At 67.7% G+C, this 18,301-nt stretch carries 17 protein-coding genes; 7 read left to right on the forward strand and 10 right to left on the reverse strand.

Features of this window, described 5'->3' with window-relative positions:
- Positions 1 to 16: 16 nt before the first annotated feature.
- From ACIOJD_RS04130 to ACIOJD_RS04145, 4 genes are read right to left on the reverse strand one after another with little or no spacing between them, the layout of a single operon-like run.
- A complete protein-coding gene (locus tag ACIOJD_RS04130; protein WP_401908110.1) occupies positions 17 to 286 on the reverse strand; it encodes a DUF397 domain-containing protein in 270 nt (89 codons plus the stop codon).
- Positions 283 to 1,146, reverse strand: coding sequence for a helix-turn-helix domain-containing protein (locus ACIOJD_RS04135; protein WP_401908112.1), 864 nt, complete (start codon positions 1,144 to 1,146; stop codon positions 283 to 285). Before ACIOJD_RS04135 ends, ACIOJD_RS04130 begins: the two co-directional genes overlap by 4 nt.
- A gap of 7 nt (positions 1,147 to 1,153) precedes the next feature.
- Positions 1,154 to 1,678, reverse strand: coding sequence for a DUF6879 family protein (locus ACIOJD_RS04140; RefSeq protein WP_401908113.1), 525 nt, complete (start codon positions 1,676 to 1,678; stop codon positions 1,154 to 1,156).
- Positions 1,638 to 1,940: a hypothetical protein gene (locus ACIOJD_RS04145; protein ID WP_401908115.1), complete on the reverse strand. Its 303-nt coding sequence runs from the start codon at positions 1,938 to 1,940 to the stop codon at positions 1,638 to 1,640. Before ACIOJD_RS04145 ends, ACIOJD_RS04140 begins: the two co-directional genes overlap by 41 nt.
- A 299-nt stretch (positions 1,941 to 2,239) precedes the next feature.
- Here ACIOJD_RS04145 and ACIOJD_RS04150 point away from each other — a divergent pair, with 299 nt between their 5' ends.
- The 3 genes from ACIOJD_RS04150 (at position 2,240) to ACIOJD_RS04160 (ending at position 3,880) form a co-directional block, all read left to right on the forward strand.
- Positions 2,240 to 2,494, forward strand: a complete 255-nt coding sequence (locus ACIOJD_RS04150; RefSeq protein ID WP_401908117.1) for a hypothetical protein — start codon at positions 2,240 to 2,242, stop codon at positions 2,492 to 2,494.
- Positions 2,495 to 2,760: 266 nt separating this feature from the next.
- Positions 2,761 to 2,922: a hypothetical protein gene (locus ACIOJD_RS04155; RefSeq protein ID WP_401908118.1), complete on the forward strand. Its 162-nt coding sequence runs from the start codon at positions 2,761 to 2,763 to the stop codon at positions 2,920 to 2,922.
- Between the two features lie 100 nt (positions 2,923 to 3,022).
- The gene (locus ACIOJD_RS04160; protein WP_401908955.1) at positions 3,023 to 3,880 is read left to right on the forward strand and encodes an aKG-HExxH-type peptide beta-hydroxylase; all 858 of its coding nucleotides are present in this window, start codon (positions 3,023 to 3,025) and stop codon (positions 3,878 to 3,880) included.
- 4 nt (positions 3,881 to 3,884) lie between these two features.
- On the opposite strand, the gene ACIOJD_RS04165 is transcribed toward ACIOJD_RS04160, so the two are convergent.
- Entirely contained in the window at positions 3,885 to 4,571 is a 687-nt protein-coding gene (locus ACIOJD_RS04165) for a pentapeptide repeat-containing protein (RefSeq protein WP_401908120.1), read from the reverse strand.
- A 440-nt stretch (positions 4,572 to 5,011) separates the two neighbouring features.
- On the opposite strand from ACIOJD_RS04165, the gene ACIOJD_RS04170 reads away from it, so the two are divergent.
- Both ACIOJD_RS04170 and ACIOJD_RS04175 read left to right on the forward strand, forming a co-directional pair.
- Entirely contained in the window at positions 5,012 to 5,578 is a 567-nt protein-coding gene (locus tag ACIOJD_RS04170; protein ID WP_401908121.1) for a Uma2 family endonuclease, read from the forward strand.
- Between the two features lie 207 nt (positions 5,579 to 5,785).
- Entirely contained in the window at positions 5,786 to 7,243 is a 1,458-nt protein-coding gene (locus tag ACIOJD_RS04175; RefSeq protein ID WP_401908123.1) for an ATP-binding protein, read from the forward strand.
- A gap of 39 nt (positions 7,244 to 7,282) precedes the next feature.
- Here the strand turns inward: ACIOJD_RS04175 and ACIOJD_RS04180 are convergent, their stop codons facing one another.
- Positions 7,283 to 7,450, reverse strand: coding sequence for a hypothetical protein (locus ACIOJD_RS04180; RefSeq protein WP_401908125.1), 168 nt, complete (start codon positions 7,448 to 7,450; stop codon positions 7,283 to 7,285).
- 25 nt (positions 7,451 to 7,475) lie between these two features.
- The gene (locus tag ACIOJD_RS04185) at positions 7,476 to 7,712 is read right to left on the reverse strand and encodes a hypothetical protein (protein WP_401908127.1); all 237 of its coding nucleotides are present in this window, start codon (positions 7,710 to 7,712) and stop codon (positions 7,476 to 7,478) included.
- 207 nt (positions 7,713 to 7,919) lie between these two features.
- Between ACIOJD_RS04185 and ACIOJD_RS04190 the strand changes: the two genes are divergently transcribed.
- Positions 7,920 to 8,054, forward strand: a complete 135-nt coding sequence (locus tag ACIOJD_RS04190; protein WP_401908958.1) for a helix-turn-helix domain-containing protein — start codon at positions 7,920 to 7,922, stop codon at positions 8,052 to 8,054.
- A gap of 170 nt (positions 8,055 to 8,224) precedes the next feature.
- Complete coding sequence (locus tag ACIOJD_RS04195) at positions 8,225 to 8,437, forward strand: DUF397 domain-containing protein (RefSeq protein WP_401908128.1); 213 nt, start codon at positions 8,225 to 8,227, stop codon at positions 8,435 to 8,437.
- A gap of 124 nt (positions 8,438 to 8,561) precedes the next feature.
- Here ACIOJD_RS04195 and ACIOJD_RS04200 read toward each other — a convergent pair whose 3' ends face one another.
- The 3 genes from ACIOJD_RS04200 to ACIOJD_RS04210 form a co-directional block, all read right to left on the reverse strand.
- Positions 8,562 to 9,089: a hypothetical protein gene (locus tag ACIOJD_RS04200; protein WP_401908130.1), complete on the reverse strand. Its 528-nt coding sequence runs from the start codon at positions 9,087 to 9,089 to the stop codon at positions 8,562 to 8,564.
- Positions 9,090 to 9,319: 230 nt separating this feature from the next.
- A complete protein-coding gene (locus ACIOJD_RS04205; RefSeq protein ID WP_401908132.1) occupies positions 9,320 to 10,537 on the reverse strand; it encodes an FAD-dependent monooxygenase in 1,218 nt (405 codons plus the stop codon).
- Positions 10,534 to 17,988, reverse strand: a complete 7,455-nt coding sequence (locus ACIOJD_RS04210) for an amino acid adenylation domain-containing protein (protein WP_401908134.1) — start codon at positions 17,986 to 17,988, stop codon at positions 10,534 to 10,536. The genes ACIOJD_RS04205 and ACIOJD_RS04210 overlap by 4 nt, the downstream gene beginning before the upstream one ends.
- Between the last annotated feature and the right edge of the window lie 313 nt (positions 17,989 to 18,301).

Here is an 18,301-nt window from a genome sequence, read left to right on the forward strand (position 1 = left end):
CCCGACGGGGGACGCGCTACTCGGCAGGGCGCGCGCGGCGCTGGCCGACATCGACAGCACAAGCCCCCCCTGAGAGACGGGGGCCGAAGGCATTGGCGAGATCAGGCGTCGAAGGCCTTACTGAACTCCAAGAACTCGGCCCAGACGGCGGACTGGACTGCCATTTCCCCACACTGTCGCGCCTTGTATCCCGGACCATCACCCCGGCCGGGCCATCATCGGCAACTTCGACGCAGTTACCCGACTTCGTGTAGGTACTGGCACGCCAGTTCGACCTTTCAGTCACAGTTTCCCCCGTCCCATACGCTCGAAATGCTCGATAGCAGCCAAAATCATGCCCCTAGCGGCCTGCCCATAGACGGCAGACTGTCGATGAAACTCGAACGCCTTGCGGTAAAGCTCGATTTCCCTAGGCTGCGTGACAGACATCTCCGCCGAGTACGTCTCAACCATGACCAGTTTGTCATCGAACATCGAGAAGGCATGCCCGATCCAGAGGGCAAGAGGTGCGGACCGTGGAACGATTCCCAGGCTAAGCCTAGGTAGCGCCAACACGGCCATCAATCGATCGAGTTGGGCCCTCATCACCTCCGATCCGCCATGGTTCGAGTAAAGGGCCTGCTCTCCAAGGAGCACGTTGAAAATTCGGTCACCCTTGTATAGGCACGACTGCCGTTCGAGGCGCTTGGCCACGGCGGCTTCCGTGTCGGCCGGCGTCCCGTGGAAGTTCGATACCTGCTCGAAGATATTCTCGGCGTACTCGGAGGTCTGGATGGTTCCCCAAATCGTGGAGGGATCCCAGATCCTGAACATCCGGGTCTTCTTGTAGAGCGGCAAGGACTGCTTCTGACGGTTCTCGGTCCCGGCCGCGAGCACCCGGCGCCATTCCATCCACAGCTCGTCAATGTGGCGGACTATGGCGACCAAGTCAGCGATATCGGCCTCGTGCCCAGTCGTCCGACACCAGACACGGATGTCGTCCTCGCTCGCGTTCTGCTTGCCGTTCTCAATACGAGAGACCTTGGATTCCTGCCAACCAGTAGCAGCGGCGAAGGACCGGCCGCTGCTGAACCCCGCATCCTTACGGAATCCACGCAGCCGGACCCCCAACGCCTCTCGTGACTCTCTTGCTTGCTCTTCACTCACGGTACGTTCAGGGCTTGTACTCGTTGTGGGGGATGGCCATGTCCCAGAGCAGGTCCCGGACGCGCGAGCACTCGGCGACAATGACGGGGTTCTCGGTGATCTCGGAGCCCAGGACGCGTCCCGCGTCATCGAAGTGCCCCACAGCCAAGAGCTTGCTGTCAAAAAGCCACCAGTCGTTGCCCGCCACGGGGAACACCAGATCCTCGGGCAGCTTGTGCCGCGGCAACCACCGAATGAACTCGCCGGCCTTTTCGTTGGTGTTGGTGGTGGCGTACTCCCACTGGATGTACGGGGCGTGCGGCTCGGTCACGACCCGCACCCGGCGCACGGTCTTCCCTGAATCGGTGACACGCTTCATGAGCTGTGTCCACGGCACCATGAACGCGCCGTCGTAGTCCGTCCCGTTGAGCCAGCTCTTGTACGGGCCCTCCTCGTTCGGGACTGAGTAGTCGTCCCTCAGCTCCAAGTGGAAGGCGTCGTGCGCGAAGCTCTCAAAGAGCAGGTTGCGCTCGGCGCCGGAGATCAGCTCCACGCGGTTCCTCCAGTAGCGCTGTGATCGCGGCCTTGGGGACCTCAACCACGGTCTCGTAGTCCGGAATCGACATCTGGGACAGGGCCTCGGAGTCGGTCACCTCCCGGCCCTGAACAACGTACGTTCCCTCTGGCGTAAGGACCATGAGTGGGTCTTCAAGGCGCCTGAACTCGCCAGAGGGGAGCCCGTCCTTCTTCAGGTGCTCGAACAGCTCGGTGGGCACCTCGACCGCTGCCTCTCCCTCGTGGAGGGTGAGCTGCATCAGCAGGTCGTTCGCGAAGATTTTCCACCCCTGGACGAGGTAGGTATCACGGTCGGTGGAGTAGAGGGTCGGGCAGTCCCGCTTGTGGAGTTCTTACCAAGGAACCGTAGCTTCATGATCGTTCCCCTGTCTGCTGCCTTGCGCCAGATTGCGCGACTCACTGATGGTCGACCCTCCTGTTCAGGCGGGTCAATCGCCTTCCTGCAAACTGGCGCAATCTACTTGGAGGTTGAGGAAGCGCCGCTCTACGTTCTTCTTCGCATCCACGTGAGGCAGCGAGAACTGACGAGGAGCCACCTATGGCTAACGGCAGCACTGACACCAGGGGACCGAAGAGCCTGGGGTTGGCGCACTTCGATCACCCGCTACTCGGCCACCAGGTCGTTGACCACGGCCACGACGATGCGGTTGGCGTTCTGCGGGCCTTCGCGCCGGCCGTCGACAACGTGACCCTCGTCCCCTCCGTCCCGAAGGGCGACCCAGTGGCGTGGCTTGCTCCCCTCCGAGGCGGGGTGGAGTGGACCACGCACCCCGACGAAATCGAGGCAGTGTGATGGGCACCAAGCTGCCTGAAGTCGGGGACGAGGCCGAGCACGTCATCAGGACGGTGCGGTGTCGTCACCGACATCCGCAAAGGGGATCGGTGTCCCCGCTGACCATGATCAGCAGCCTCTCGGAAGCACAAGGCGCTACACCGTCGGCTATTGCCTTCGACACGGAGGCTGGCTGCGCCCCTCAGTCCCCGCCCGCCCAGCCTGGCACGGTCGGCAGGCGGACGGGTCAGCAAGTGCACCACCCACCCATGAGATGGAGGAGCACCATGATCAAGTCGGATGACCAGATCACCGTCCCGAGCGTACTCAACGGAGCTGTCTCGGCAGTCGCCCAGGACTCGCCGACTGTCGTCGCCACCGTGGCCGCGAACGTCCAGCGCGCCCAGGAGGACGAAAACAGCTGCATGATGGGCGGCTGGACCTCCTGACCGCTCCTGAACGCTGACGCGGTTCCTCTCAGTGAGCCCGGAGCACCCCTGCTCCGGGCCCACGCCTGGATACGAAGAAGGAGCGATCCTCGTGCACTTCATGAACATCGGACATACCTACGAGAGCATGGCTCGGCTTGTCCACGCGCAGACAGGCAAGTACCCGACCGCTGAGGGCATGTCCGGGGCCTACCGGGCGGCCATCTCCAACCCGACCGTGCGCCCCCTGGCAGCCGCCCCCACAGGCCTCGACATCACGTATGAGGACGGGGGCTGGGCCGAGTTCTGCACGGCCAACGGCGTCTTCGAGCACATCTTCAAAGGGGCCGGCCCCACAGACGGGCGGACCCGCGAAGCGTGGGACGACAGGGTCTCCGAAGCCCTCGCGCTGATCCATGAGATCGACCCCAGTCTCCGCCTGATGGTCGATCTCCTCGTCACGGACCTCGTCGTCCTCAACAGCGGGGCGGACGGTGGCGGCTCCGCCTCTCAGCTCCCAGGCGTCGTGGTCATGAGCCCTGGCAAAAAGTGGCGCGTCCTCGACTACGCGATGTGTCTCGTCCACGAGGCGATGCACCTGAACCTGTTCGTGGGCGACATGGTCTACGGGACCTTCACCCTGTCCTCGCGTGAACTCGATGCGGACCAGTACCGCGCCCTGTCGACGGTGAAGATCGGCCAACGTCGGCCACTCGACAAGGCGTTCCACGCCGCCATCGTGACCGTGCCCCTGATGTTCATGGAGCACCACCAGGGCAAGACGACCCTCGTTGACCTCTACACGATCCCGCTCCGGGACGCGTGCCTGGATCTGAAGAAGCAGCACGAGCATTTCACCACGTACGGGCGGATGTTGCTCGACGAGCTGTGCGCCTTCGGCGAGAGCATCGACTTCAAGGCGGTAGCCCGCGCAATCTCCAGTCCGGAGTACGTGGGCTACCTGCCGGTCGCTGCCTGACGGCCTACGGCTCGAACAGGATTCCCGCTTCGCGGGCAAGGCTCAGGGCCAGCTCCATCGCCCCTGGGCCTTGCACCGTCGCCCCCTTGAGGCTGGCGCCGCCGCCTACGTCGATGAGGGTGCAATTCTCGAAGCGGACGACGCCCATTTTGGCGTTTGCGAACTGCGCTCCGGTGAGGTCGCAATTTTCGAAGCGTACGTTGTGCATCTCGGCTGCCTGAAAGTCGGCTCCGATCATTTTGCAATCGCTGAACACGACACTGTAGAGCTTCATGTGTCGGTACATTGCCGGGCTGCTTTGGCAGCCTTCGATGCGCACGTCACGGAATGTTCCGGACTTCCATGACGCCCCGGTGATGCGGCTTCCGGTGACGTGACAGCGGATGAGCGAGACGTCCTGCGTGACCAGTTGAGCGAAGTCGCAGGTCTCGAACCGCGAGTCGCTGAACTGAGTTTGTCGCAGGTCAGTGCCGGTGAATCGCACACTCTCAAAGCTGCATCCCTCGGCTTCGAGGGCTTCGACCGAGAGGCCGGCGAAGCTGGTCCCGTCGTACCTCACTCCCCTGATGACGGCATCTTGTTCGAAGCTGTCACGGGGCATTTCCGCCAATCGAAGATTGGCCGACAACTTAGGCGCTGCAGGGTTCTTAATCCGCGCGTTCCTCGCGCCCTGGCGAGCGATCTGAGCCATGCGGTTAATCCATTCTCGGGGTTCCTGAGAGGCGGCTCGGTCTATGGGAAAACCCTACCCGCTCTTGCCAGTTAACCCACTTTGGAGTGAACAAATGAATCATTGATCAGACTGCCGGCTCTGACTCATGGCCGAAACCTCGGGCGCGCCGCAGTTCCGCGAGACGGCGCCCGGCCGTCTCCGCGAGAAGCTTCTCCTTACCCTCCCGCACGGCCTCCTCACCTCCAGCACGGGCAACATGCTCAGCACGGATGTCCTGCCAGCGCGTGTAGCCACTCACGACCGTGCTCCTTCTTCCTGAGCCCCGTTACCGGCATGCCGGGCAGTGAGGTGGGGCAGGGACCGCGCTCCCGTCCAGATCAGGTGCCCCGACGACACAGGACAGTACGCTGAGCCGAGCAGCATCCAGAGCTGTCGAGCATCCTCGAAGGAGGTACGCCATGCCTGCCGAGATGGTCGCGCCCTCATGGATGCACGCGCAGATCAACGTGGAGCAGTACGACTCCTGGTCCGAGGAGCAGTGCGCTGGCATTGAGATCGTGGACAGGACAGTCGTCGTAAGGCCGAGTACGTCCAAACGGCACAACCGGCTGGCCCGGATTCTGGCCAATGCCCTGGACGCCGCCGCAGGTCCGGACTGGAACGCCGACACGGACTTCGACGTCCGCCTGCAAGACGTTCCCCTCACCAACCGCCGTCCGGACGTCGTCGTCTACCGGGCGGAGACCATCGACCTCACGCCCACCCGCCCCGAACATGCGCTCCTGGTCATCGAGGTTGTGTCGCCCGGCTCGGAGACCACCGACCGGGTTGTGAAGGTGGACCAGTACGCCAAGGCAGGCATCCCCTTCTACTGGCGCATCGAGCAGGCCGCGTCTGGTGTCCCCATCACCTACACCTACGTCCTCGACCCCGCCACCAAGGCCTACCGGGACGGCGAGATGTTCACCGGCGCGATCAAGGCCGCCGCACCCTTCTCCGTCACCGTCGACCTGGGAACCATCTGACAGCGCTGGAGATTGTTTCTTCGTGCGTCGTTCCACCGCCCCGGCATCCAGCGCCCGCACTCCGGGCAGTGAACGCCATGGCCTGTGCTAGCCGGCACAGGCCACAGCTACTGGCTCCGCAAGGACTCCAGACATCCGAACATTCGGGTAGAATCAATCTACGTAGATGAGATCTACATAGATGCTCAGCGGGAGCACGGGAGAAAAATGGCCGCCGGTACCTTCGTAGGCCGCAGCACCGAACTGAATGTGCTGCGCAAACGCCTCGACCGTACCCACGCGACCGGATCCGGTAGTGCCGTCGCCATCCGGGGGCGGCGGCAGGTCGGCAAGTCGCGACTGGTCCAGGAGTTCTGCGACCGGGCGGGACTGCCCTATCTCTTCTTCACCGCCACCAAGGGCGCCTCTTCACTGGAGGCCCTCGCCGCCTTCCACACCGAACTCCGCGAATCGGGGCTGGCCCGTCACGACGAGGCACTTCTCCCACTCGACGCTCCCCGGAACTGGCCTGACGGGCTGCGGCTGCTCGCGGCAGTGCTGCCGTCGACGCCCTGTGTCGTCGTACTCGACGAACTCCCCTGGCTCGCCGAGCAGGACCCGCTCTTCGACGGCGCTCTCCAGACCGCGTGGGACCGGTTGCTGTCCCAGCGCCCCGTGCTGCTTCTGCTGCTCGGCAGTGATCTGCACATGATGGAACGGCTCACCGCGTACGACCGCCCCTTCTACGGCAGAGCCGACAGCCTCGTCCTCGGCCCGCTCAACCCGGCGGAGACCGGGAAGATCCTCGGACTCGACGCCCCGGATGCCATCGACGCCCACCTGGTCTCCGGAGGCCTGCCCGGAATCCTTCGCGCCTGGCCTCATTCCATGCCCGCCCTCGACTTCATCGAGGCCGAGTGCGCGGACCCCGCCTCTCCACTGTTCGGTGTCCCGGAGTCGGCTCTCATGGCCGAGTTCCCCGCGCCCGACCAGTCCCGACGCGTACTGGAGGCCATCGGCAGCGGGGAGCGTACGCACGCGAACATCGCGGCCGCGGCCGGCAGCCAGGACGGTGCGCTGCCGTCCGGCGTGCTCTCCCCGATACTGCGCCGTCTCTCGGAACAGAAGCAGGTGCTCGCGGTGGACAGCCCGCTGTCCACCAAACCCGGAAAGCCTGCGCTCCATCGCATCGCGGACAGCAATCTGCGTCTGTACCTCGCCGCCCTGCGCGCCGCCGAGCAACTCGCCATGCGAGGGCGCCCGGACGCGGCGTTCCGGGTGGTGCAGCGCCGCTGGGCGGCCTGGCGGGGCCGCGCCGTCGAACCGCTGATCCGCGAATCGCTCGAACTCGCCGCCGTAACAGGCGACTTCCCGTGGCCCGACACCGAGACGGTAGGTGGCTGGTGGAACCGGCAGTTCAGCCCGGAGATCGACCTGATCGGCGCCGACCGCGCCCCGGTGGCGCAGACCGTGTTCTTCGCCGGCTCGGTCAAATGGCTGGCGGGCCCCTTCGATCGCCATGACCTCACGGCCCTGGAGCGCGGCGCGGCCCAGGTACCGGGATTCACCCCGGGTACGGGCGGACTGGTCGTCGCCACCCTCAGCGGCACGTCGGACATCGCCGGGGCCGATTCCGTGGATCTCGTCTGGGAACCTCGGGACGTCGTCGCGGCCTGGCCCGCGTGACGGGTCGACAGGCGGGTTGGACCCGGAGCGGTCACGTGCTCAGCCCGGCGGGCAGACCTCGTCCGGAGCGGCGTCCGGGCACTTCGGGCCGCCGCACTCGCACGGCGGCCATCGCAACCCGGAGCCGGGGACGAGGTCCGCGCCGTCGGAGTTGAGGTTGTCCTTCGGCACGACGAGCGCACCGTTCAGCCCGAACGAAGCGATCATGAGAGACATCCGCCGTCGCACTTCGCTACGCGCCATCGGAGCACCTCCTCCTCAGCCCGCGCTCGACGCGCTGCATCAACTCCGCTGTCGGCGACGCGAATTCGCGAGGCACCCAGGCGGGCGCCAAGCGCCAGAAGGCTCCCGCGTCGGCCAACGCGGCCAGTTCGCCCGCCGGTACGTGCGCCAGTACGTCCGCTGGTTCGCGTCGCCGCGTCGCGCCGGGGAGCCCGGTCCGTTCCCGTACAGCCGGATGTTTCGCCATGGACTCTGCTCGCTCCGTAGGTCGGCGTATACCCGCCAGGTAGCGGGATGGTTACTGTGCGTGCCCCAACCATTGCCTACGTTTCGTGCTTGAACAGCCCTACAGGCGTTGCCCCTACGGCAGACAACGACGGGAGGCCTCATGGCCGAACAGCCGGACGAAGACACGCCGAGTGCGCGAGAGACGCTCGGGTAGGCGCTGCTGACGCTGAGGGAGAAGGCGGACAAGTCGCTGAGCCGGCTCGCGGAGGACACCGGATACGACAGGACCTATCTGAACCGTCTGGAGAACGGCCTGCGGCTGTCGGCGCCAACGGTGATGGAAGACCTGGACAGTTACTAGGGAACGGGAGCTTTGCTCGGCAAGCTCTGGAAACTGGCCCGGGATGAGGTGATCGTTGACCGGTTCCGGCTCTTCATGCAGTACGAGGCAGGTGCCACGATCATGCATAAGTACATGGAAGCCATGCCTGGCCTGCTTCAGACTGAGGACTACGCCCGAGGCAGTGCCTCATGAACACCCCCAACATCACCACAGCTGTGTGGCGCAGGAGCAGCTGCAGCAATGGGGGCGACGCCACCTGCGTCGAGTGGTCGCCGACGTACGCGGACGCCCATGGCGTCGTTCCCGTCCGCGACAGCAAGGCCCCCCACGGCCCCGTACTCCTCCTCTCTCCCACCAGTTGGGCCGGACTGGTCCAACTCGCCCGCAACGCCGGCGTTTGACCTCGGCGTCAGGACTGGGCCGTGTCCGGTGGAGTCGCTTCAACGGTAGTCGGCGGCATTCTCCGAAATCCGCTGCCGCCGCCTCCCCGGGCAGTCGGTCTGCGCGTCCCCGCCGGTCCCCGCTTCAGTGGGCGGGCGCCGGGGGCAGGCAACCTGTCTCCGGGAAATGACCATTGACTTCGGTCCGGACGCGCTCCTGGCTGACGACACCTCTGATGCACGCGGTCTTGCCGATCCAGATTCCGTACGTGCTGCCTTGAGCAGGATTCTCTTCTCCCCCGGCGGGCCACTCCGCCACGGCCAGATGGGCGGGAGAGGCCAGTCGTGTGAGTACCGGCCGCACCTGCACTGGCTGGGTCTGAGCGTTGCGCCGCAGCTCCTCAAGGGCCCGTGTTATTTCCTTGGCCTTCTCACGCGCTCGCTTCTCGTCCGCGGCATTCGGACGGTCCGGGCGCTGCGCCCGGCTGTTGTCGCCGTAGTTGGGCGGCTCATCTGCCTTGGCCGCGCCGCTGGTCGGGGTCTCTTTGTCGGAGTCGTGGGACGACCTGGTGCCATTGAGATTGGAGAAGAGATCGTCCGCGCTCTTTCCGCAGCTCGTCAGAGCGAGGACACAGAGCGTGGTGATCGCGGCTGTGCTGGTACGTCGGGGCATGGCTCCCTTTTTTCCCTCCGGCATGTGCCGTACTCAACGGTAGCCCGCCTCGGGCTTCGGTTCCGCTGCTGTGCGAGTGCGGGGCCCTGGAGAGGGGCCCCGCACTGGTTGCCGACCCGGACCTGGGTTGCAGGTTCATCCCGCCAAAGGTGTGCTCAAGGGAGTTCGCGTAAAGGGCCGAGCCCCTGCCCGGCCGTAAGGGCGGCAGAAAAGTACGGCCGGGCCGGGGGTCAGGCCGGCCAGCGCAGCAGTGACTCCAACTGGCCCGCCAGGAAGGGTTCGTCCGCTGCGCGCAGTCCTTCGTCCCTCTGCCGGCGTTCCTCCGGGTCCTCCAACTGCTCCGTCTCGCTGACCGACCGGGATGCCGCCACCACCGTGCGGGTCCGCTCGCGCCGCTGGTCCTCGTAACTGCGGAACGCGGCAGCCGGATCGTCCGGGGACGCCTCCAGGCAGTCGGACAGGACGACCGCGTCCTCTATCGCCATCGCCGAGCCCTGTCCGAGGCTGGTCAGCATGGGGTGGGCGGCGTCGCCGAGCAGGGTGACCGGGCCCTCACCCCACTGTTCCAGGAACGGACGGTCGTGCGAGGGCACCGCGAGGATGGCCTCCTCCGGGGTCTCCCGGATGATGTCGCACACTTCGTCGGCCCAACCGTCGTACGCGAGGAGGATCTCCTCCTTGTCGCCCGTCCAATGGCGCGACCGCTCGGCAGGCATGTTCATGGTGCCCCACCAGTAGTAGCGGCCTTGGCCCACATCGATGAGGCCGACGCGTCGGCCGCTGCCCCAGTAGTGGCCGACGTAGCCCGCGGGGAGATGGGGCCGGGCGAAGGGGACGACGGCCAGCCAGCAGACGTAGCCGCTGTCCGTGGACTCCTCCGGGCCGGCGACCTGTCGACGGATCGCCGAGTTGAAGCCGTCCGCGCCGACCACGGCGTGCCCGTGGACCACCGTGCCGTCGTCGAAACGGACCGAAGCCCCGTCCGCTTCCACCGTGTATCCGGTGGCCGCCTTGCCCAGGAACAGCGGAACGCCGTCTATTTCTTCGAGCAGTGCGGCCTGAAGATCGCCGCGTGTCACGCATACCGACGGCACCCCCAGCCGGTCGGTGACCGCTTTCAGCGGCTGCTCCTGGATCAGGCCGCCCGTTTCGTCGAGGACATGGAAGACCTCGATGGCCTGGCCGCGCTTGTCCAGATGGAGATCGATGCCGATCGAAGCGAGTGCGCCGACGGCGTTGCTCATCACCGACAGGCCGGACCCCGCGGGGCGCAGAGATGTGGCGCGCTCGTACACGCGGACACCGATGCCGGCCCGTCGCAGCGCGGCGGCGGCGGTCAGGCCGCCGATACCCGCGCCCACGATGATCACATCGGAGGTGTGCTCGACGCCCTCGTGCTCAGGTACGCCCTCGTGCTCAGGTACGGCCTCGTGCTCAGGTGTGGTCATGCTCCGGTTTCCTCCTGCGGGGAAGGGATGGACGAGCCGTCCAGAATGCGGCCGATGACGTCGGCCGTGTGCTCCACGTGGGGCGGTTCGATGATGGACAGGTGGTCGCCCGGCACCGTGACGGTGCGCAGTCGGCCCGTGGTCATGTGCCGCCAGCCGTTGGTCGGGTCGGCGTGCTGGCTGCCACCGGCGCTGTGCATGTCCAGCAGCACCTCGGGCAGCGGCTCGGCGGCGAGCAGCAGCGTGAGGTCCTGGTCGGGCGGGTCGGGGCGGTAGGTCAGTGCCGCGTTCCAGTTGGCCCGGTACACCGCGAAGAGCCGCTCCACCAGTTCGTCGTTGCTGCCCGGTGGCAGTACCCCGGCGTCCACGGCGAAGTCCGCGATGAAGGCGAATTTCTCCTCCAGCGTGACCAGCCCGTCCGGGATGATCTCCAACGGTGACGTGCCGCCGCGTTCCAGCCAGAGCAGTTCCCAGAAGAACCAGCCCAGCACCGCGTCGTCGTCGAACGCGACCCGCTGCCCGGGGGCCAGCGCCGTGGTGTCCAGCAGCACCAGGTCCGTCACTTCCTCACCGGCCTGCCGGAGTTGCACCGCCATCTCGAAGGCGACAAACCCGCCGAAGGACCAGCCTCCGATGGTGTACGGCCCGTGCGGCTGCACTTGGCGCATGGCGGCGACGTAATCGGCGGCGAGGTTCTGCACCGAGGTGCGCGGCTGGGAACCGGCGACCACTCCGGCCGCCTGGAACGCGTAGAGCGGCTGCTCCTCGGGCAGGTGCCGGGCGAGCTGGACGTAGCACAGGACGTTGCCGCCCATCGGGTGGACCATGAACAGCGGGCGGCGGCTGCCCCGGGAGCGGATGGGTACCAGCGAGTCGAACGTGAACTCCGCGCCCTTCGAGTCCAGTCGGCGTGCCAGACCGAAGACGGTGGGGCTCGACAGGAACTCGGCCATGGGCAGTGCGACGCCGTAGCGTTGCTCGACGGTGACCATCAGCCGCATCGCGGTCAGCGAGGTCACGCCGAGGTCGAACAGATCGTCGTGGAGACCGACCGCGGACACTGGCAGATCCAGCAGGTCGGCGAGAATGTCCGCCAGTTCCGCTTCGCGCGTTCCCGGGGTGGGCGCCGTCCCCGCCGGAACCCCGGATGCGACCAGGGGAGCGCGCGACAGCGCCTGATCGTCGCGTTTGCCGCTGGAGGTCAGCGGGAGTTCGGGCAGCCAGGTCAGGTGCGCGGGCAGCATGTAGGACGGCAGCACGGTACGGAGGTGATCGCGCAGGTCGTTCAGGCTTACGGTGTCGGGGTCACCGACGAGGAAAGCCGCCAGAGCCGTCCCGTTCCCCGCCGAGGAGCGGGGCACGACCGCGACCTGTGTGATGCCGGAGCGTCCGTCCGCCCAGCCGAGGATCGCGTTCTCCACCTCGGCCGGCTCCACCCGGTGGCCGCGGACCTTGACCTGCCTGTCGGCCCTTCCGGTGCACACGATGTCGCCGTTCGGCAGCACGATCGCGAGGTCCCCGGAGCGGTACAGCCTCTCGTCCAGCGCGCGGAACGGGAGAGTGACGAACCGTTGCCGGGTCAGGTCCGGGCGACCCTCGTAGCCCTGGGCCAGGCACCGTCCGCCGAGGTACAACTGCCCCTGCACACCCGTCGGGACGGGGCGGAGCTGCTCGTCCAGGACATGGACCTCCGTACCGTCGACCGGCCGGCCGATCGGTGGCAGCTCGGGGAAGGTGGCCGGGTCGCCGGTCATGGTGAAGGCGGTGACGACGTGGGTCTCCGTCGGCCCGTACTGGTTCTCCAGCAGCGCCGGGTTCGGCAGGGCGGCGAAGAACCGGCGCATCGGGCTGGTGACCCGGAGCTGCTCGCCGGAGGAGACCACCACGCGCAGCCGGCGCGGTACCAGGTTCAGCCGGTCGGAGGCCTCCGCCATGTGCTGGAGCGCCACGTAGGGCAGGAAGACCCGCTCCACGCCGTGGTCGTCCATCAGTCTGAGGAGGGTCCGCATGTCGTGCCGCTGGTTCTCGGTGGTCAGCACCAGGGTGCCACCGCCGCACAGGGTGGAGAAGATCTCCTGGAACGAGACGTCGAAGTTCATCGACGCGAACTGGAGGGTCGTACCGCCCACCGCGCCGCTGCTCACCCGGTTCTGCCAGCTCACCAGGTTGGCCAGAGCGGCGTGTGGCATCGCCACGCCCTTGGGCTCCCCGGTCGAACCCGAGGTGAACAGCACATAGGCGGTGGAGTCCGGCACCGGTGCGGGCAGCTCGATCGCCTCTCCAACAGGCCCGGAGGGACCGTGGGAGACGTCGTGCGCGAGGTCGGTCCGACCGTCGGGCGCGGTCAGGGAATCGGCCGTCAGCAGCGGTGCGCATCCCTCGATCGCAGGGGCGTGCGGGGCGTTCGCCACGATGTACCGGGGGCGCGCCACCGTGGCCATCGCTTTCAGGCGGGCCGGCGGGTAGGCGGGATCGAGCGGGACGACGGCCGCGCCGGCCAGCAGCACCCCGATCAGCACCGCGATGGTGTCGGCCGAGCGGTCCATGGTGACGCCGATCCTGTCACCGGGGCGGGTACCGGCCGCGAGCAGGCGATGCGCCACCGTCCGGGCCGTGCCGTCCAGCCGCGCATAGCTCCACTCCTGGTTGCCCAGGACCAAGGCCGTGGACTCGGCTACGGCCGCCGCCCGCGTCAGGAACCGCGTGGTGACAGGGAGCACGTCGGCCACGTCGGTGGTCCCGGTCGGGAGCGCGTCAGCTACGGAGGCGGTCCCGGTCGGGAGAGCGGATGCCACGGAGGCGGTCCCCGTCGGCCCGGCGGCCAGGAACCCGAACCCGGTCTTCTCGTCGGGGTGTTCGGCGACGCGCCGCAGTACGGTCAGCAGCGTGTCGGACAGGAGGTCGGCCTGATCGGCGCTGAAGTGCCGTCCGTCGCAGTCGATCCGCAGCTCGATCTTGTCGCTCACCGCGTCATGCATGGCGTTGACCAGCAACGCGAAGTTGGTCTCCTCCCAGGTGCGGAAGTTCTCCAGCTCCACTCCGGGCAGAGTCAGGACCTGCGCGAGTTGCCGGAAATGCACGTAGTTGAACGCGGTCTCCAGCTCCCGGCCGCCGCTGTCCTCCTGGATGGCGCTGAGCGGGTAGCGGCGGTGCGGGTACCCGGCCCGCTCCTGCCGCAGGGCTTCCCGGGCCAGGTGCAGCCAGCTCTCCGCGCTCATGGGCAGCCGCAGCGGCACGGTGTTGAGGAACAGGCCGAGGGCGTCCTCGCCGTCCTCCTCGGTCCGGCCGTGGGTGATGACGCCGGTCATCGCCTCCGTCGCCCCGGTGAACACACCCAGGGTCAGGCAGTGTGCGGCCAGCAACAGGGACTTGATCGGCACACCCCGCGTACGGGCGGTCGCCCGCACCGCGGCCGTCAGGTCGGCGGGCAGCTCGATACGGCGCACGATGAGCCGCTCGTCGGTGGGCGGCCGGTGGGCGCGCAGCGCCGGCGGGGCCGACGGAGCGTCCGAGGCGAGCACCTGGCGCCAGTGGTCGCCGGCGGCGGCCGACATGAGCGCCTGCCTCTCGGCCGCCACATGCCCGGTGGGCGGCGGCAGCGGCGTGTCACCGACCGGATCGGAATGCAGGCCCAGGGCGTGCGTGTAGTTCTGGAGCAGGTCACGCAGCAGGTTCGCGACACTGCCGCCGTCGAGCAGCGCGTGGTGGAAGGCCACGACCAGTTCGACCGTGTCCTGGACCGCGAAGGCGTTCAGCGACCACAGCGGCCCCTGGTCGAGGTCGTAGTCGTGGAAGCGCCGCTCCTCGACATGCCGGGTGATGTGCGCCCGCGCCTCCGGCTCCGGCCGCGCCCGCAGGTCGACGGCACCGACCTGGCCGGTGGAGTGGGCGTGCACGACTTGCAGCGGCTCGGAGGCCAGGGCCAGCGCGAACGTCGAGCGGAGCGCCGGGTGCCGGACGGCCAGGTGGTCCACAGCCGCCAGGAACGCGGCCTCGTCCCACGGCACGCGCAGGGTGTACTGGAAGACGTCCTTGTACGTGGCCGAGTTCTGCTCGCGGCGGGAGTGGAAGAGCAGTCCGAGTTGCAGCCGGGTCAGAGGATGGGCGTCCTGCGCGTCGCCCAGCGCCGCCCGGTCGATGCGCGACACCAGGTGGAAGGGCCGGTGGGCCTGTTGTGGCCGCGTTCCGCCGGAGTGACCGGGCGTACCGCGCGGGGTGGCCGACGTGGTCGTACGGGCGGCCAGCGCCTCCACGGTGGGATGCTCCACGAGGTCGGCCAGGTGGAACGTCAGGCCCTGGGCCTCGGCACGGGCCCGTACGGTGAGCACGAGGATCGAGTCGCCGCCGAGGGCGTAGAAGTCGTCGTGCGGGCCGACATGGCCGACGCCGAGCACGTCCTCCCAGATCGCGGCGAGGGCGGCCTGCGTGGCGCCGCCGGGCGAGTCGGCGTAGGTGTGGGGGGCGTCGTCGGGAGCCGCGAGGTCACGCGGGTCCGGCAGCGCCCGCAGATCGGTCTTGCCGCTCGGGGTGAGCGGGACGCGCTCGATCCGGCACAGCAGCGCGGGCACCATGTACCCGGGAAGCCGCGCGGCCAGTGCGGCGCGCAGTTGACTCGCACCGGGGTCTGCCCCGTCGGCCGTGTAGTAGCCGATCAGCCGGGTGCCACCGCCCGGCACCACGTCGGCGGTGACCACGCCGTCGCCCACACCGGGCTGGGCACGCAGCACCGAGGCCACCTCACCGGTCTCCACCCGGTTGCCGCGGATCTTCACCTGGCCGTCCATCCGGCCCAGGTACTCCAGGGTGCCGTCGGCAAGCCAGCGGGCGACGTCTCCGGTGCGGTACAGCCGCCCGTCCGGCATGAAGGGGTCCGGAACGAACCGCTCGCCGGTCAGCTCCGGACGCCCCAGATAGCCCCGGGCGACCTGTATCCCGCCGATGTGCAGTTCGCCGGGTATCCCGACCGGCTGCGGACTGCCCAGTGCGTCCAGTACGTACAGGGAGGTGTTGTCCACCGGCCGGCCGATCGGCACCCGGTGCACGCGCTGCGCCGGTTCGTCCGGGCAGGTCCAGGAGGTGACGTCGACGGCGGCTTCGGTGGGACCGTACAGATTGACCAGCCGCGTGCGGCCGTCGGGGCCCTCGGCACCCAGGCGCGCGAACCGCTCGACGTGCTCCGGCCGCAGCGCCTCACCGCTGCAGAACACGTACCGCAGCGGCGGAACTCGTCCGTCGCCCCCGTCGTCCCCGTCGTCTATTTCGTCTACTTCGCCGGAGGCGGCGACGGTGTCCAGGAACGGACCGAACATCGACGGTACGAAGTGCAGCACGCCGACGTCGTGCTCCCGCACGACGCGCAGCACTTCCTGCGGGTCCTTCTCCGCTCCGGGCGGCAGCAGAACCAGCCGCGCGCCCTCGGCCGCCCACCAGAACAGCTCCCAGACGGAGACGTCGAAGGAGATCGGGGTCTTCTGAAGCAGGACGTCGTCGGCGCCGATCGGGTGCGACCGCTGCATCCACGCGAGCCGGTTGACCACCGAACGGTGCTCGACCATGACGCCCTTCGGCGCTCCTGTCGACCCGGAGGTGTAGATCACGTAGGCCAGGTCGGTCGGCAGGACGGACGATCCCGGCACAAGAGATGCGAGAGCACGCGCGGGACGGTCCAGCAGCGCGGACACCCGATGGGCGTGGGGCAGCGCCGCCCACGGCTTGCCGGCGCCGACGTCGTCCACCAGCACCACCGCGGCCCGGCTGTCGTCGAGAAGGTAGGCGACCCGGTCGTCGGGGTAGCCCGGGTCCACCGGCACATACGCCGCACCGGCCTTCAGCACCCCGAACACGGCGGTCACCATGTCCAGGCCGCGGCCCGTCGCCACCGCCACGCGGTCGCCCTGCCCGACGCCCAGCGCACGCAGCTCGCCCGCCAACTCGTCGGCGCGGCGGTTCAGTTCGCCGTAGCTCAGGGAGCGGCCGGTGGCGGCTTCGGTCACCGCTGTCCGCTCCGGGTGCCGCGCGCAGCGACGCTCGAACAAGCCGTGCAGGGTCTGTGGCCCGCCGGCCCGGACCGAGGGGCCTTGGCCCAGGGCGTGCACGGCGGCGCGCTCGGTCCCGGCCATCACGGGGAGCGCGGGCAGTGGTTCGTGGGGCGCGTCCAGGCAACCGGACATCAGGTTCGCCAGGTGGCGGACCACGGCGGTCATCGGGAGGTCCGCGTCGAACAGGTCCACCAGGTAGACCAGTTCGATCTGGATACCCGGCACGTCGTGGAAGTCCCGGACGAAGATGTTGATGGCGCTGGCCTCGTAGCCGGGCGCCCTCATGTCGCTCTCGCGACCGATTCCGGGCAGCGGGGAAGGCCGCTCGAAGCGCAGGGAGGAGATCGTCACGTCGAAGAGCTGCCGGGAGCCCGGTCCGGCACCGGCGTCGACAAGGTCGTTCACTATGTCTCCGAGGGCGACGCGCTCGTGACGCTGGAGTTCCCGGACGTCCTCACGGACCTTCCGCACCAGGGTCTCCACCGGAGTGGCCGCCAGGTCCCGCACCCGCAGCGGCAGGGTATTCGCCAACTGCCCCAGCGGGGCGCCCTCCCACTGCCGGCGGTTGAGCATCGGAACCCCGAGGACGACCTCGTCGGTGCCGTGCAGCCTGGCCAGGTAACCGCCCACCACAGTGGCTATGTAGCTGAAGGGGGTATGACCGGCCGCACGGATGCGCTCCACAACGTCGGCGTGGAGTTCCCACATCACTTTCTCCCGGCGCCGGGTGCCCCGGGTGACGGCCGGACGGGGAAACAGCGTGGGCCGGACGCCTTCCAGTACGGCGCGCAATGCCGCCCGGTCGGCTGTGGAATCCGCCGTGGACAGGTAAGCGGCCTCCTGCTCCAGCAGAGACTCGAACGGCGGCTGCGCGGGGGCGTTCCGCGGATCGGAGTGAGCGGAATCATACGAGCATCGTGCGTAGTCTTCGATTACCTCGAAAAGTAATGTGCTGCAAGAGAAGCCGTCAGCGACCAAGTGGTGGGCCTTGAGATGCAGATTCACCACATCCGGCCCCTCCACCAGAAGTGTGGCGCGCACCATGGGCCGGCCGCGCAGCGGTAGCGTGGTCAGCATTTCCCGTTCCCACCAAGTCCGGCACGCCAATGCCGGATCGGCCTCGCCGGAAAGGTCGATGCGCTCCACGGGCGGGACGGATGCGCCGACCCATTGCACCGGCGTGCCGTTCCGCTCGTCGAACCGCAGAAGAAAAGTCTCATGACGACGCAGGGCACGCTCAATGCAGTCGGCCATCAGATCGAGGTCGACGGAGCCGGTGAACCGTTCGGTCACACAGCAGTTGTACTGGGGGTCATCCGGATGAATCACGGCTGTCGCCCAGATGTCCCGCTGGTACGAGCTGAGAGGCAGCAGGGCGCCGGAGCCGACCGGCTCCGGCGTATGGGGGTCCATTTGATTAGGTCGCATCGTCTCATCTACTGACGTCGGGGCTATTGGCAGGGAGCCGGACAAAGGTCGCCGCAGTGCAGACGAATTCCTTCCGAGCCGCTCCGGATCGATTGGGATCGTTGTGTGGAATCAGGTATCTCCGCGGATTCCATGTGCATCGCGTCCTGCAACGTCCGGGCGAAATGGGAGGGGGCGACAGCGTCGGCGTGCTCTTCGATCAGAAAGCGCCGACCGACAGTCAGGAGTGACTCACGTAACACGTGACCCGCTCTGCCCGGCACCCTCCCCTCTTGACAACAGCCCGAAAGACAGATTG

This window comes from Streptomyces sp. NPDC088116, from assembly GCF_044741745.1.
Taxonomy (GTDB): domain Bacteria; phylum Actinomycetota; class Actinomycetes; order Streptomycetales; family Streptomycetaceae; genus Streptomyces.